Here is a 14854-nt window from a genome sequence, read left to right on the forward strand (position 1 = left end):
CACGGGGCGCCGCGATGCACGCCGGGGTCAGTGGCTCGGCGCCACGGGCACGAAGGCGTTGTAGCCGGTGATGTCGCGGCCGACGATCAGGGCCTGGACGGTGTCGGTGCCCTCATACGTGTCGATCGCCTCGATGTCGCACAGGTGCCGGGCGACGTGGTAGTCGAGAAGGATGCCGTTGCCGCCGAGCATGTCGCGGGCGTCGGCGAGGATGGCCCGGGCCCGTTCGGTGTAGTGCATCTTGGCCAGCGCGACCCGGGGCATCGAGTATTCGCCCTCGTCCAGGAGTTGGCTGAGCCGGAACTGCATGCACAGCATGTCGGTGATGTCCGCCAGCATCCGGGAGAGCCGGTACTGGATGAGCTGGAAGGCGGCCAGCGGCATCCCGAACTGCTTGCGCTGCTTGGCGTAGGCCAGAGCCGTCTCGTAGCCCGCGATGGCGGCGCCGATCGACTCCCAGGCGACGCAGAAGCGCGAGGCCAGCAGGACCTTCTCGGTGTCGCGGAAGGTGTTCACGTTCGCCAGCCGGTTCTCGGCGGGCACCCGGACGTCGGAGAGGGAGATCTGTGCGTTCTGGACACAGCGCAGAGCCGTCTTGCCCTTGATGACCTGGGCGTCGAACCCGGGTGTGCCCTTCTCGACCACGTAGCCGCCCACATGCCCGTCGTCGCCACGGGCCCAGATGATCACGTAGTCGGCGAAGCTCGTGTTGCCGATCCACCTCTTGTAGCCGTTGAGGACGTAGGAATCACCGTCCCGGCGCGCGGTCGCCTCCAGCTTGACCACGTCCGTGCCGTGCGCGGGCTCGGTCAGGCCGAAGGCTCCGATCTTCTCCAGGCGCGCCATGGGCGGCAGGAAGCGCTGCTTCTGCTCCTCGGAGCCGAGCAGTCCGATCGACGTCATGGCCAGGGCCGAGTGGACCCCCATGAACGTCGAGATGCTCAGATCGCCCCGGGCCAGTTCGAGGATCACCAGGCCGGCCGTCTGGTTGCTCATCCCGGGGCAGCCGTGGCCGGCGATCTGAAAGCCCGCGATGTCCAGCTGCGCCAGTTTGGGCACCAGCTCGAAGGGGAACTCGGCCCGCTCCCAATACGGGTTGATGATCGGAGTGACCTCCTGGTCCATGAACGCGCGGACCTTCTTCCGCAGGGCCCGTTGCTCGTCGGTGAGCAGGTTGTCCAGCAGGTAGTAGTCGGAGTGCTCCGGTCCGCCCAGTACCGGCGGCTCCACCCCGGACCGTTCTCCGTTGCCGCTCGGGGAAGCGCCGGGCGGCACGGCCTGGCCCGGGTCGACCGCTGAACTCTGTGTCGCCTTCATGTTCTGCTCCTTCAGATCGGGGATCCGATGGCGTCAGTACGTACGACGCTAGGAGGAAGCAGAGGTGTAGCCACTGGGCGCGGAGTACCACATTTCTTGACAATTTGGTGTTCTTGTACCGACTAGTCAGACGTTCCCTGGCCGTCAGCCTCGCAGCACGGCTCGGTGAGGGCCGCGGCGCCGTCGTGCCGCACGCGTGAGAACAACAGCTCGAGGCGGATAGGCCGGAGTCTGCAACGGCGTATCCGCGCCAAGGTCGACGCGAGGAGACTGGTCCCTCGTCAATCCGGGCAGGGGTCGCGAGGGCCTGTCCGGCTGCCGTGTGAACGCTCGGCGAGCCGGGCGACAAGCAGGAGGCCGCGTCCGTCCTCGTCCGTGGTGGACGCTTGACGCGGATGGGCGGGATGCGGAGCTCGAGTCGAACGCTTCACACGTAAGGGTGTGGTCACAAAGCAGCCGAAGGTGGATGGGGTCAGTGGTACAGCGGATGGCGTTGTTGACCAGCTCGCTGAGGATGAACTCGGTCGTGAGGGCAAGGTCGTCCAGGCCCGAATGCGCAAGCCGGTGCGTGACCGCGGTGCGCAGGTCCGCCACCGCTGCCGGCCCTGCGGGCACATCCCAGTCCGCGACCTGATCAGGTGACATGCCGCGGGTACGGGCGACCAGCAGCGCGACGGCGCCACGGGGGCGGACTGGGGGCAGTGCGTCGAGCACGGCCGCGCAGGTCTCCTCCGGGCCCACGGCGTCGGTTCGGGCGGCAGCTCGGCTCAGGGCCCCGCGCGGCAGCGCGAAACCGGCATCGGCGCCCGTTACTCGACGTTCCATCAGACCGTGGCCGTACAGCACCAGTTGGCTGTCCTCGGCCACCTCCCACTCCGCAGTGGCGAAGGGCCCGCTACCCAGGCCGAGGGGTGGCCCGGCGGGCGCATCGGGGAAGTCCACCTGGCCATCGGGGCTTATGACGGCGGGCGGCCGATGCCCGGCCCGGCCACCACGCAGTGCCGGGAGACCGGGTCGTAGATCGCATACAGGCAGGTGAGCAGGGGGATCGCGGCCCGGGTATGTGGGCCGGAGCCCGCAATGCGGCCGATGGTCAAACCCACGCGATTCTCAGGCAGCGCGATGATGTCGATCCAGTCGCCTGTGGCCTGTGATCGTGCGGGCCGGTAGCGGACTGCAATGTCGACAGCGTGCTGGGCGGGCGGGCCTCGGGGCACGTCGGGAACCTCAAGGGGTGACAGCTCTGGGGTGTCCACGGACGAAGTCGCGTTCATCTTTCGCTCCTTGTGGGTGCGTGCGATCGGATCGCATCCGTGAACACGACGCTAAGGGTGCGGGGCACGACAGCCATTGGGCGCGGAACACGAGCTCGCGGTTGAAGCTCGTACCAGCCTCTCTGATTCGCTTCGAGCGGTTGAGTCGCGGTGCGGTCCCCCATGCGTAGCCGTCCAGGTCGACCCCGCGGGTCGGCCCGGCGGCTATCGGTCGATGAAGCCGCGGCAGAGGCCACCTTGTGGCACAGATATTTGCTTTAGGGTGGATGAGTGTTACGATCGAGCTAAAGCACATGCCCGTGCCTTAAGGGTCGATGTGGCGCCGCACGAGATGCCGCCGATCGCCTCCCCCGGGATCTTCCTGTCCCGCCCTTGCGTCAGGAGCCAAATATGAGTTCGACACAGTCCTTGCTTCTGCCCTATCGGATGCGCGACGTCTCTCTGACGAACCGCCTGGTCATGGCCCCGTTGACGCGGAGTCGTGCACGCAATCGCGACCTCCTGCCCACTGATCTGCATGCCGAGTACTACGCTCAGCGGGCGTCAGCTGGTCTGATCATCTCCGAGGGTGTGTGGATCAGCCGCGACGCGGTCGGATGGCATGACGTTCCGGGGCTGTTCACCGATGAGCAGGTCGCCCAGTGGAAGCAGGTGACAGACGCGGTCCACCTCGCAGGTGGGGTCATCTTCGCTCAGCTGTGGCACACCGGGTCCGCCTCTCACCCCGACTTCTTCGACGGCCGCCCGCCTCTTGCGCCCTCGGCCGTCAACCCGGGGCTGCTGGCCCCGACGTCGACTGGCCGCAAGCCCACCGTGGAGCCCCGGGCGATGTCGGCTCACGACCTCCGTCGGACGGTCGCCGACTATGCGACGGCGGCTCGCAACGCCATGGCGGCGGGATTCGACGGTGTGCAGCTGCAGGCAGGCTTCAACTACCTGATCAGCCAGTTCCTGAATCCCCGCACCAATGTGCGCACGGACCGCTACGGCGGCTCGATCGAGAACCGCGCTCGCTTCCTCTTCGAGATCATCGAGGCCGTCGGCGAGTTCGTCGACCTTCGGCGCGTCGGTGTGAAAGCCGGACCTGCCTGGTCCGAGACGGGAGAATTCGTCTCCGGGGTCGAGGCGCTGGCTGAGAGCGAGTACGTGCTCGGACGGCTCAACGACTATGAACTGTCACATCTCCTGCTCATGGGGATGATGGTCGACCCCACCGGAGGACCGTTGGAGGAGCTGGCCGGCGACGGCATGTTCCGGCACTTCCGGAAGATCTATCAAGGCACCATCATGGCGAACGTCGGGTTCGACCAGCACCGAGGGAACGCGATTCTGGACGACGGCCTGGCGGATCTGGTCGCGTACGGGCAGCCGTTCATCGCCAACCCGGATCTGCCGGCCCGGATCGCCTCTCATGCGCCGCTCGCCGAACCGAAGAGGGACCTCTTCTACGGTCCGGATGCCGCCGGCTACACCGATTACCCGCTGCTGGAGGGGTGAAGCAGGGCGGAACCATGGCCAGGCCGGGCGGCCTCGGATGCGAGCGACTCGGCCTGACCGGCAAGGCGACTGAGAGGGCGCGTGACGCAAAGGAGACTTAATGCAAAGTCTTGTGCGTTATAGTGGAGGGCATGGTTGCAGAATCGTCTCCGCGGCGGCGCACCGGCGGCCGCAGTGCCCTGGTGCTGGCGTCCATCAGGAAGGCCGTCGAGGAACTGATTGCCGAACGGGGCAGTGACGCCGTCACCATCCCGATGGTCGCCGAGCGTGCGGGAGTGAATCACTCGAGTATCTACCGCCGGTGGGGCGACGCGCGGACCATGATCAACGACCTGGCGACCTACCGGCTCGACCCGGACCGCGGTCTTCCCGACACCGGAGACCTGCGTGCCGATCTGACCACATGGGCACAGGAGCTGATCAGTCACTACAGCATCTCGGTGAACGCCTCCCTCTTGCGCGGTGGGGCCGCCGCGGCCGGTGAGAACGAGTCGGATTGCCTGCGGGACCGGCGGGCAGAAGCAGTCGGTTTCGCCGCACGGCCCGGCAGCACCTTCAGCGGCGACCAGGTCATCGACCTGCTGGTGGCGCCCATCATCTACAGGGCCATCTTCCTGCCCTGGACGCTGCCCGAGGTGGACGCGCGCGCGTACGTCGACGAACTCTGCGACCGCTCCGCTTGATTCAGATCATGATTCAGATCAAGTGAGGCTGTGGGGCCGTACCGCAGGGAAACCCGCCGACCCAGGCTGACACGGGGTGCGCCGGGAGTTGCCGCCGCGCGCACCCGTAGTGGGTCTCAGCGCTCCTCGGGGAAGTCGTCGCCGTAGGTCTGACCTCCAATGTAGGTCTGACGGTCTGCACGATCTCCTCGTTGGTGTAGGCGTGCCCGCCGATTCCCCAGCCGCCTGGAACCGCCTCGGTCAGGGCCACCCAGGTGCGCCCCGCGAGGGAGGCGTCTCCGGCTGCCTCGGCGATGAGGGCGGAAATCTCCTTCACAAGTCCGAGCTGCTGCTCGCGGTCGAGGGCGCCCGCGTGATCGTCTCGGCGAGCTCCTTGGCCAGGGCGTGTTTGTTGCCGGTCACCTCTCGCCGCTGGAAGTCCCCGACGAGGTCGCCTCGCACATCACCGCCTTCGTCACCGAACTCCGGGTCGCTCAATCGGGCAACCCCTCAGAACCGAGCTGTCCCATGAACGCGGAACCGGGAGATCTGTCGTGAACAGTTCGCCACCGACGGCGCGGTCGGCCGTCAATGCCACCTTCGAGGACCCAGCCGAAGCAACCCATGTGATCGTCCTGCCGGGAGGGGGCTGTGCCACTCATGCCCCGAACGAAGCGGAGCCGATCGTCGACTGGCTCAACGGGCTGGGTGTGGAATCGAGTGTCTTCCGGTACCCACTGCACGCGCGGCATCCCGCGCCGCTCGAGGCCCTGCGGACGGATATCCGCAGGCTTCGGCACCACGGGGCCGAACACGTCGGAGTGATCGGCTTCTCAGCGGGCGGACACCTCGCGGGCCTCGCCGCGCTCGCCCCGGATGCCGCCAAGGACGCATCCGTACAGTTCGCGGTCCTCGGCCATGCGATCACGTCGATGGAGACCGAGACCTACCGGCCTTCACGGATGATCCTGCTCGGTGAGGACGCCTCGCCGGACCTGCGCCGCGCAACCTCACTGGACGCGCTGGTGACTCCGTCGTCGCCTCCGTTCTTCCTCTGGCACACCGCCGAGGACAGCTACGTTCCGCCGGAACACACCTACCGTCTTGGCGCGGTCCAGTGCGCCGGCAAGCACGCACTCGAAGCCATCGCCGCGACCCTGCGCGACGAGCTCGCGCCCACCGGAATCACCGTCCAGACCATCAACCCCGGCCCCTACGACACCGGCTTCAACGATCGCATGGCCGATTCGACCTACCGCTGGCACGACGACGCGGTCGACTTCTCCTCCGAAGACGACATCGAGGCCGACTTCGCCCAGATCACAGCGGGTCAGTTCGACCCGCAGGACATGCCCGGAAGGTCTGACCGGCGCGAACGCGGTGGCCCCGGCGGGATCGCGCAACCGGTTCCGCCACAGGCGCGATGCGCCCGCCCCTGGGAGCCAACGACCGGATGGGAGAGTCGGCTCGGCCCGAGTGGAGGCCGACCGCACAACCCCCCGACCCGCCGGTGGTGAGCCGAACTGGGTGACGCGCACGAGCTCTTGGGTGCGAGGTTCGTCTACGGATGGACGTGCGGTGATCAGGTGAGACCGAGCTGCCGCAGCATGCCGAGCTCATCGCTGCTACCCCAGCGCTCGACCATCTTCCCGTCGGCGAACCGGCTGATCTGCATGCCCCGGTAACTCACCGTCTTTCCGGTCGCACTGTGCCCCATCAGTTCACCGAGATGTGTGCCCGTGATGGTGTATGCGAACGCGATTTCGTCGTCGGTGGCCATGACGTGCTCGACCTCGATGTGCAGATCGGGGAAGGCCCGCCTCATCGTGGCGAACATTTCCTCATAACCTTCCGGTCCCGGAACCTGTCCTGGGGCCGGGTCGTGGTCCACAGAGTCGGGCGCCACGTATTCCTCGAGCTCGCCGAGGTGGTCAGTGTTCACCGCTGATCCGAAGCCCTCCAGGACGGCGGCGTTGCTGCTGCGCGACATGACGCGCTCCTTGACGTTGCAGCCCTGGGCGTACACATCGAGGATGTGCAGTCGCCCCTTCCTCCCCTCCACGATAGGTCTGGCGACCTGAGGCGGCCTGCCGACGCCGGGGAGGGCGGCCAGGGGGTCGGCGGATGCGCTCTTCACTTGAGGCCGCTGAGCATGACGCCGCGGATGTAGTACTTCTGCAGCAGCAGGAAGAGGATCAGGACCGGCAGGATGCTCAGGACGAGGCCGGCCATGACGATGGGCATCGTGCGGGTCGGGTCGACGTAGTCCTGCAGGAGTTGGATGCCGACGGGCAGGGTCATCACGTCCGGGTTGGCGGTCGAGACGAGCAGCGCCCAGATGTACTCGTTCCAGGCGTCGACGAAGGTCAGCAGTCCGAGCGTTACCATGACCGGCTTGGTCTGCGGCACCACGATCCGCCACCACACGGCGAACTCGCCGGCGCCGTCGATGCGCGCGGCCTCGAGGACCTCGTCCGGGATCGAGACCATGAACTGGCGCATCAGGAAGATCCCGAATCCGTTGACGAGGAACGGCATGGCGAGCGCCGTGATGCTGACGGTCAGGCCCGCGCCGCCGCGCCCGAACAGGTCGTTGCCGCCCGCCAGCGGCCAGTGCACCAGGATCAGGAAGTGCGGGATGAAGAAGAGGAACGGGGGGAACATCATGGTCGACAGCACAAGGCGGAAGATGAAGTGCCGTCCGGGGAAGCGGAGTTTGGCGAGCGCGTAGCCGGCGAGCGACGACGTGAGCAGCACCGATCCGGTGATCACGGCGGTGGCGATCACGCTGTTGCGGAAGAGCACCGGCAGGTTGAGCTGGTCGATCGCCGCCCGGTAGTTGGACAGGTCGAAGGCCTCGGGAAGGAACCGGTACGGCAGCGTGCCGGACTCGCCGGGCCCTTTGAAGGACGTCATCACCATGTCGAGGAACGGCACCACCGTGAGTACGGCGCCGGTCACGACCACCAGATACGAGAACCACGGGAAACGGCGGCGGATCATGCGTCCTCCCCCTTGCGCCGGAAGATCCACAACTGCACCAGGGTGACCACGAGGACCACCACGAACAGCACGAAGGCGGCGGCGCTCGCGGTGCCCCAGCCGCCGTACGAGAAGGCCTGCCGGTACATCTCCAGCGCGGCCACATTGGTCGCGTCACCCGGGCCGCCCTTGGTCATCACGATGATCAGCGCGAACGACTGCAGGCCGGTGATGAACTGGGTGATGCACACGAACAGCAGGGACGGCCGCAGCAGCGGCAGTGTGATCTTCCAGAAGACGGTGACGGGGCCGGCCCCGTCGAGCGCGGCGGCCTCGTAGTACGACTCGGGAATGGACTTCAGCCCGGCGGTCAGGATGAGGATCGCCGTGCCGACCGAGGCCCAGGCCTGTACGACCACGACCGAGGGCAACGCGGTGTCCGGGTCCTGGAGGAACGTCACCGAGCCGAGCCCGAGGGTGTTGAGGACGCCGTTGACGAGGCCGCCCGGCTCGTACATGTACTTCCATACGTTGCCGATGGCGACGACGGTCGTGACGATCGGCAGGAAGTACAGGGTGCGCCACAGCCCCTGGAACCGCAGCTTGTCGATGCAGGTGGCGACGAGCACGGAGCCGGCGAGCGCGAGGGCCACGGTGCCCAGGGCGAACAGCAGCGTATTGGTGAGGATCGGCGCCAGGAACGTCGATCCGTCCACGAAGAGGCCGGTGAAGTTGTCCAGCCCGACCGGATCGATGTCGCCGAGGTCGAACCCGGCCCAGCGAGACATGGACAGCAGCAGCGCGAAGCCGAGCGGCAGGATCAGAAAGACCGCGAAGAACAGCAACGTCGGCGCCAGGAAGAGATAGGCGACGAGGGCCTGGCGGCGCCGGGGCCGGGTCCGGCGGCGGCCGTCGATGGCGGACCCGGTGGACCCGGCGTCCCGCGGGCTGTGCACCCGCTCGGTCGTCTCCGGTGCCAAGGCGTTCACCATGACCGCGACACCTCCTGATCGACCTGACGGCGGATGGTGCGCAGTGACTCGTCGACCGACTGCTGACCCGTCCACAACGCCTCGATGTTCTTGCGCAGCAGCGACTTGGCCTGCTGCGCGCCCGGCACGTTCGGCTCCGGCACCGCGTACGCCAGCGCGTCCAGGAACGGGCGCAGGTTCGGATCGCCGCCCTCGCTCAGGAGTGTCCGCATGTCGTCGGCGCGGCCGCTCAGGGAGCCGACCGACACCTGCAGGGAGCTCATCCGGGTCGCCGTCGCACCCTTCTTGGCGCTCTTCACGCGCACCTTCTCGGTGTTGAGCCAGCGCAGGAACTCCCAGGCCTCGCGCGGGTACTTACTGGTCGCGTTGACCCCCAGCATGAAGCCGGTGGAGAGCGTGGCGAGCTTGTCGTCCGCCTCAGGGACGGGCAGCGGCGCGACGCCGACGTCGTGGTAGTCATGGCCCATCTGGGTCTTGAGGCTTCCGGTCCACCAGCCGGCGCTGACCACCATGGCCACCTGCCCGGACTGGAACGCCTTGTAGACGTTGACGCCGGGGGCGCTCGCACCTTTGACGACGAGGCGGTGCTCCAGATCGAACACGGCCCGGCCGGCCGGCGAGTCGATGGCGGTGCTTCTGCCGTCAGCGGAGACGAACGTTCCGCCGGCGGCGTTGAGCAGGGCGAGCGTCTGGCCGACGGTGGTGGAGTCGTCGTAGGTCGACAGCCCGAACCCCTGGACCAGCGTGTTGCCGTACCGGTCCCGCTTGGCGGTCCGGTAGGCCGCCTCCTCCAGCTCCCGCCAGGTGCGCGGAGGGCCCTCGATACCGGCCTCGCGCAGCAGCCGCTTGTTGTAGTAAAGGGCGTACGTCTGCACCTCGGTGGGGTAGCCATAGACCTTGCCCCCCACCGACGACGCGCCGACCGTGGCCTCGCCGTAGCCGCGCCTGATCTCCTCGGCGTGCTCGGACGGAGCGGGCCGCAGGACGCCGGCCTGGACGAGCTGACCGTTCCACAGGCAGTACGGGTGGAGGATGTCGGCGCCCTGGCCCGCGGCCTGCCGGACCATGAACGTGGTCAGCAGGTCCGTGAACTCGACGGCCTTCGTCCGCACCTTGACCCGGTCATGAGTGGCGTTCCACTCGTCGACCGGGCCCTGCAGTGCCTCCTTGAGCTCCCCGCTCGCGTAGTGGGAGAGCAGGGTGAGGACGATCGGATCCCCGGGCTGCCCGGTGCCCTGGTACGGCGCGGCGCATCCGGACGCGAGCAGCGCCGAGGAGAGCGCGAGCGCGAAGTGACGGCGGCTCAGGCCGCCGGTGCGGTGTGACGGCGTCATCGGGCGGCCTCACGGCGCAGCACGCGAAACACCCGGGTCGTGGTGAAACCGCTCTTGCGGTACAGGTGGCCCGCCGGGGACTGCTCGCCGGTCCACAGGAACCACGCGGAGTGCGCACGGCGCGCCCGCATCCGCTCCAGGACGAGGTGGAGCAGGACCTTGCCGAGTCCGGTGCCGCGCATCTCCTCCAGCACGCCGAACGGCCCGAACCGCTCGTCCACCGAATCGAACGTGCCGTGCATCGCCCAGCCGACCAGGCGGCCCGAGGGGTCCCGGGCGACGACGATCCGGTCGTGCGGCGTGCCCGCGGCCAGGCACTGCCGGATCGTGCACGCCCAGTCCGGGCCGAAGTGGTTCCCGGCGAGCGCGAACAGGTCCACCAGGTCGTCGTCGCACGGGGTGGCGAAGCGGTAGCCCTGCGCCGTCAGTTCGTCCAAGCGGCACGCGACATCCTCCGGGATGCGATAGCCGACCAGGCCGCGGTCCATCGCCGCCGCCTCGTACAGAGTGCGAAAGCCCAGGGACTCAAGCAGTCCGGCCGCTTCCGGGTATGCCTCGGCGTCCAGGCCGGGGAGGACGTAGTTCGGCGTGTACGAGGAGAAGTCCACCCGGGTGCGGCCGTGGCTGTGCAGCCAGTCGAGGGCCTCGGTCAGCAGCCGGCGGCCGAGGCCGCGCCCACGGACGGCCGGGTCGACGAAGAAGAACGGGATCCAGCCCTGCTCCGGCTCCAGGTCGGTCCCGGTCATCGGCGTCAGACGGCGCACCGCGTAGGCCGCGCCGACGACACGGTCGCCGTCGACGGCGACCCGAAGCCCCTCCGGATCGAAGTTGGCGTCGAGCAGCACCAGCGTGCGGAAGCGGTCCGGAGTGATGGCGTCGGCCGGCGCACTTCGGCGCCACGCCTCCACCAACCGCGGGCCGTCGCCGGCGCGAAAGCCACGAACCTCGACCCGGGATGTCGTTGTGCGATCGGTCATCGACGGGGTTGTCGTCATCAATGGGGTTGTCCTTCCATACGCAGCTCGCGGGCGGCGTCGAACGTCGCCCGCGGCATCGGCGACGGGCAACGCGTCGCGGCGGCGGACCAGGAGGTCTCAGGAGTAGAGCAGTACGTCGTCGCCGGCCCACCGGCCGGGCGGCGCCGGCGGATCGCACAGCGGCAGCGGATCGTCGCCCGCGTCTACGGCGCGCCGCAACCGGTCGGACCCCCACAGCAGGTCGATGAAGTGACGGTGGCCGGTCCCCTCCACGTCGCCGTCCGCGGTGCGCCAGTCGAAGTCGTCCGGGTACAGCCGCCGCAGCGTGGCGAGCATCGCGACGGCGGTACGTACGGGCGCGAACACCTTGCGATCGGTGATGTGGAGCTGGACCCCGCGCAGCGGCCGTCCGGCGTGTTTGTGGAAGGTCGGTACGTACCGCAGATCACGGAAGTGCACTCCAGGCAGGGCGAGCTCGGCGAGCGAGGGTGCGAACCGCGCGTCGATGTACGGGGCCCCGACGATCTCGAAGGGCTGCGTGGTACCACGGCCCTCCGAGAGGTTCGTCCCCTCGAACAGGCAGGTGCCGGGGTAGAGCGTGGCAGTGGCCGGCGTCGGGATGTTCGGCGAGGGCGCGACCCACGGCAGGCCGGTGGCCTCCGCGTCCATGGCGCGCTGCCAGCCGGCAGCCTCGATCACCGTCAAGTCAGCGGCGCTGCTCGCCAATTGGGGCACGGACGAGTTGTTGAGATGCCGGGCGAGTTCGCCGCAGGTGAGGCCGTGGCGGACGGGTACCGCGGCGCGCCCGACGAAGCTGGCCCACGCCGGGTCGAGCAGAGGGCCCTCGCTGACGAGTCCACCGAGGGGATTCGGCCGGTCGGCGACCACGAACCGTACGCCTGTACGGGCCGCCGAGACCATCAGGTCAAACATGGTCCACACGTAGGTGTAGAACCTGGCCCCGATGTCCTGCAGGTCGTACACGAGGGCGTCGACGCCGCTGTCGACCAGCAGTTTGTCGAGGCGCTCGCCGCTGCACCGGTATGTGTCGTGGACCGGCAGGCCGGTGGTGGGGTCCGCCTGGGCGGCCTCGCTCTCGCCGGCCTGACCGGTCCCGTGCAGCCCGTGCTCGGGACCGAACAGGGCGATCAGCCGCGCGCCGGCGTCGAGCAGCGCGGGCGCGGCGGGGCGCAGGTCGGGGAGGACGCCGGTGTGGTTGGTCACCAGCCCGAGGCGGCCGGGCCCGGCAAGTCCGGGCGACGCGTGCAGTCGGGCGATCCCGGTCGACACCGCGACGCGGTCGTCCCTGCTCACCCTTTGGCCCGTCTGGCGGTGACATCTCGGGGCAGTCGTCGGAAATATACTTGCATGTCCCGGAATATTGCCATGATTTGCCACCGGTTCGCGTCAAGGGCGGCCGCGGGATCCCTTGCGGCGGCCGGGGCAGTGCGGCGGTGCGAGGAGCGCCGGAGCGCCTCGGAGGGGAAGCTGTGAGTGGTGCCCCTCCTCGGGCCCGAACCGCGGGCCGCACGTGGAGCCGGACGCGCCCTGCGCTCCCTGAATCTGGTGCAGGCAAGAGATGCGTGAAGCGTGACGGAGCGTCACTTACCTGACGCCGTCACGCGTTCGCCGGCCTCGCCGAACGGCCCCGTAGCTGGACCGCGAGCCGATCAACGGCGTTGGCCGAGGCCGGGAGGTCGCCTTGCGGCTCACGGGTGGATGGCCTGGTCATTCTGCGCACAGTTCGGCGAAGCGCTGCGCGTTGATGTTGCCGCCAGAGATGATCAGGCCGACCCGGGGCGGGAGCTGGTCGATGTGGCCGGCGATCAGGGCGGCAAGTGCGGTGGCGCCGCTGGGCTCGATGACGATCTTCAGGCGTTCGAAGGCCAGCCGCATGGCGTCACGGATCTGATCGTCGGTGACCAGGGCGATTTCGTCGACGAGTCGCTGGTTGATGGAGAAGGTCAGCTCGCCGGGAATCTCGATCGCCTGACCGTCGGCGATTGTTCGCGGCACGGGGATGGAGACGCGCTTGCCCGCCTCCAGGGACCGCTTGGTGTCGTCTCCGGCCACCGGCTCGACTCCGATCACCCGGATCCCGCCGTGGAGACCTTTGGCAGCGGTGGCACTGCCGGCGATCAGGCCACCACCGCCGACCGGGACCACCAGCGCGCCGAGTTCACCGGACTCCTCGATCAGTTCCAGCGTCGCGGTACCCTGCCCGGCGATGACGTGCGGGTGATCGTAAGGCGGGATGAGCGCCATGCCGTGTTCGGCGGCCAGGGCCTGGCCGATGGCGTCCCGGTCACCGGTGTAGCGGTCATAGGTGACGATCTGCGCGCCGTAGCCGGCGGTGGCGTCCACCTTGGACTGCGGGGCGTCCTCCGGCATGAGGATCACTGCCCTGGTGCCCAGTTCCCGCGCGGCGAGGGCGACGGCCTGGGCGTGGTTGCCCGACGAGTAGGAAGCGATGCCCTTGGCCAGCTGCTCCGGTGACAGTCGGGAGGCGGCGTTGTAGGCGCCGCGGAACTTGAACGCGCCGATGCGCTGGAAGTTCTCGCACTTGAGGTGGACCTCCGCGCCGACGAGTTCGTCCAGGGTGCGGGAGCGCAGTACGGGGGTGCGGTGCGCGACGCCTTTGATCTGCGCGGCGGCGTCGCGGACGTCATCCAGGGCTACTGGCGGGGTGTTGGTCATGCCTGTGCTCCATCCGGGGTGGTGTTGGCGGGCTGCATGCCGTCCGTGACGGACGCGGTGGACCTGGCTCTCAAGTCGGCGAGGTAGTCGCGGAGGCGCGGGAGACGCCGCGCTCAGCGAGACTGCGGAACAGCTTCAGACGCTGCGCGGGTGTCATCCGCTGCTGTCAGTGCACGCCTCTGGGGCGTTCGGGACCGCGTTCAGCAGCGCCGTCGCTACGCAGAGGTCCTGCAGCGCGATGCCGGAACTGTCGAACACGGTGATGTCCTCGGGTGTACACCGCCCCTCGGCCTTGCCGGTCAGGACGTCGCCGAGCGCGTCGAGTCGCAGGGTGCCGTCGGCGACGAGGTCCGCGATGTTCTGGAACTCGCCGATGGCCACTGACTGGGTGGGCAGGTCGCAGAACAGGCGGGCCTTTTTCAGCAGCGTGGGCGGAAGTTCCTGTTTCCCGTGCGCGTCCGAGCCCATGCTGGCGATGTGAGTTCCCGGCCTGATCCAGTCCGCGTCGAAGAGGGGGGAGCGTGCGGTGGTGGCGGTCACGATGACATCGGCGTCGAGACACGCCTCGCGCGCCGTCGTGAGCCGGCCGTAGAGGCCCTTGCGGGAGAGTTCGGCGAGGAACCGCTCACCGCGCTCGGCGGACCGGGCGACGACGTGGATCGTGTCAAAAGGACGGACCTTGCTCACGGCGGCACATTCGTACAGTGCCTGGTGCCCCGTCCCGAAGACTGCCAGCGTCGACGCGTCGGCACGCGCCAGTGCGTCGGCGGCGACGGCGTCGGCCGCGGCCGTGCGGTAGGCGTTCACCGTTCCGGCCTCGATCGTGGCGGCGATCCGGCCGACGGTCTGGTCGAAGAGCAGGACGATCGAGTTGTGCCGGGGGATGCCCCGGTCCGCGTTGCCCGGCCAGTAGCTGCCGATCTTCACCCCGGCGAGTTCCCGCGACGCGGCCGATTTGACGGTGAATCGGTTCTCGGAATCCGACCCGTGTCCCAGCACGGTGGGAAAGGAGTCGGCCCCCTCGGCCGCGGCGATCAGCGCCTCCCGCACAGCGGTGAAGGCGAGCTCTTCGCTGATGAGGGCGGCGGACTCGGCCTCGGATATGAAACGCACGACGGTCTC

Annotated in this window: 15 protein-coding genes; 3 read left to right on the plus strand and 12 right to left on the minus strand. The window is 68.5% G+C overall.

Annotated elements, in window-relative coordinates; all coding sequences use genetic code 11:
• Positions 1-27: 27 nt before the first annotated feature.
• From ACFZDJ_RS48630 to ACFZDJ_RS48640, 3 genes are all read right to left on the minus strand, one after another.
• On the minus strand, positions 28-1317 hold the full coding sequence (locus ACFZDJ_RS48630; RefSeq protein ID WP_391069241.1) for an acyl-CoA dehydrogenase family protein: 1290 nt from the start codon (positions 1315-1317) through the stop codon (positions 28-30).
• A gap of 144 nt (positions 1318-1461) precedes the next feature.
• Positions 1462-2259 carry a SpoIIE family protein phosphatase gene (locus ACFZDJ_RS48635; protein WP_391069244.1) on the minus strand — a complete coding sequence of 266 codons (798 nt, stop codon included), beginning with the start codon at positions 2257-2259 and terminating at the stop codon, positions 1462-1464.
• Positions 2260-2273: 14 nt separating this feature from the next.
• Positions 2274-2591, minus strand: coding sequence for a hypothetical protein (locus ACFZDJ_RS48640; RefSeq protein ID WP_391069247.1), 318 nt, complete (start codon positions 2589-2591; stop codon positions 2274-2276).
• Positions 2592-2981: 390 nt separating this feature from the next.
• Here ACFZDJ_RS48640 and ACFZDJ_RS48645 point away from each other — a divergent pair, with 390 nt between their 5' ends.
• Both ACFZDJ_RS48645 and ACFZDJ_RS48650 read left to right on the plus strand, forming a co-directional pair.
• The gene (locus ACFZDJ_RS48645) at positions 2982-4088 is read left to right on the plus strand and encodes an alkene reductase (protein WP_391069250.1); all 1107 of its coding nucleotides are present in this window, start codon (positions 2982-2984) and stop codon (positions 4086-4088) included.
• A 131-nt stretch (positions 4089-4219) separates the two neighbouring features.
• Positions 4220-4771 (plus strand): TetR family transcriptional regulator, encoded by a 552-nt coding sequence (locus ACFZDJ_RS48650; protein WP_391069253.1) that lies wholly within the window; start codon positions 4220-4222, stop codon positions 4769-4771.
• A gap of 312 nt (positions 4772-5083) precedes the next feature.
• Here ACFZDJ_RS48650 and ACFZDJ_RS48655 read toward each other — a convergent pair whose 3' ends face one another.
• The gene (locus tag ACFZDJ_RS48655) at positions 5084-5248 is read right to left on the minus strand and encodes a hypothetical protein (RefSeq protein WP_391069256.1); all 165 of its coding nucleotides are present in this window, start codon (positions 5246-5248) and stop codon (positions 5084-5086) included.
• A 56-nt stretch (positions 5249-5304) separates the two neighbouring features.
• Between ACFZDJ_RS48655 and ACFZDJ_RS48660 the strand changes: the two genes are divergently transcribed.
• Positions 5305-6267, plus strand: a complete 963-nt coding sequence (locus tag ACFZDJ_RS48660) for an SDR family NAD(P)-dependent oxidoreductase (RefSeq protein ID WP_391069259.1) — start codon at positions 5305-5307, stop codon at positions 6265-6267.
• A gap of 65 nt (positions 6268-6332) precedes the next feature.
• Here ACFZDJ_RS48660 and ACFZDJ_RS48665 read toward each other — a convergent pair whose 3' ends face one another.
• The 8 genes from ACFZDJ_RS48665 to ACFZDJ_RS48700 form a co-directional block, all read right to left on the minus strand.
• On the minus strand, positions 6333-6887 hold the full coding sequence (locus ACFZDJ_RS48665; protein WP_390939704.1) for an ester cyclase: 555 nt from the start codon (positions 6885-6887) through the stop codon (positions 6333-6335).
• Complete coding sequence (locus tag ACFZDJ_RS48670; RefSeq protein ID WP_385377771.1) at positions 6884-7753, minus strand: carbohydrate ABC transporter permease; 870 nt, start codon at positions 7751-7753, stop codon at positions 6884-6886. The genes ACFZDJ_RS48665 and ACFZDJ_RS48670 overlap by 4 nt, the downstream gene beginning before the upstream one ends.
• Positions 7750-8724: an ABC transporter permease subunit gene (locus ACFZDJ_RS48675; RefSeq protein WP_391069262.1), complete on the minus strand. Its 975-nt coding sequence runs from the start codon at positions 8722-8724 to the stop codon at positions 7750-7752. Before ACFZDJ_RS48675 ends, ACFZDJ_RS48670 begins: the two co-directional genes overlap by 4 nt.
• Positions 8718-10058, minus strand: coding sequence for an extracellular solute-binding protein (locus tag ACFZDJ_RS48680; protein WP_391069264.1), 1341 nt, complete (start codon positions 10056-10058; stop codon positions 8718-8720). Before ACFZDJ_RS48680 ends, ACFZDJ_RS48675 begins: the two co-directional genes overlap by 7 nt.
• Positions 10055-11035 carry a GNAT family N-acetyltransferase gene (locus ACFZDJ_RS48685; RefSeq protein WP_391069266.1) on the minus strand — a complete coding sequence of 327 codons (981 nt, stop codon included), beginning with the start codon at positions 11033-11035 and terminating at the stop codon, positions 10055-10057. The genes ACFZDJ_RS48680 and ACFZDJ_RS48685 overlap by 4 nt, the downstream gene beginning before the upstream one ends.
• Positions 11036-11152: 117 nt before the next feature.
• A complete protein-coding gene (locus tag ACFZDJ_RS48690; RefSeq protein WP_391069269.1) occupies positions 11153-12349 on the minus strand; it encodes an exo-beta-N-acetylmuramidase NamZ domain-containing protein in 1197 nt (398 codons plus the stop codon).
• Positions 12350-12763: 414 nt separating this feature from the next.
• The gene (locus ACFZDJ_RS48695; RefSeq protein WP_391069271.1) at positions 12764-13732 is read right to left on the minus strand and encodes a pyridoxal-phosphate dependent enzyme; all 969 of its coding nucleotides are present in this window, start codon (positions 13730-13732) and stop codon (positions 12764-12766) included.
• Between the two features lie 153 nt (positions 13733-13885).
• Positions 13886-14845, minus strand: a complete 960-nt coding sequence (locus ACFZDJ_RS48700) for an ornithine cyclodeaminase family protein (protein WP_391069274.1) — start codon at positions 14843-14845, stop codon at positions 13886-13888.
• Positions 14846-14854 lie beyond the last annotated feature (9 nt).

The sequence above is a fragment of the Streptomyces sp. NPDC007896 genome, from assembly GCF_042959425.1.
Taxonomy (GTDB): domain Bacteria; phylum Actinomycetota; class Actinomycetes; order Streptomycetales; family Streptomycetaceae; genus Streptomyces.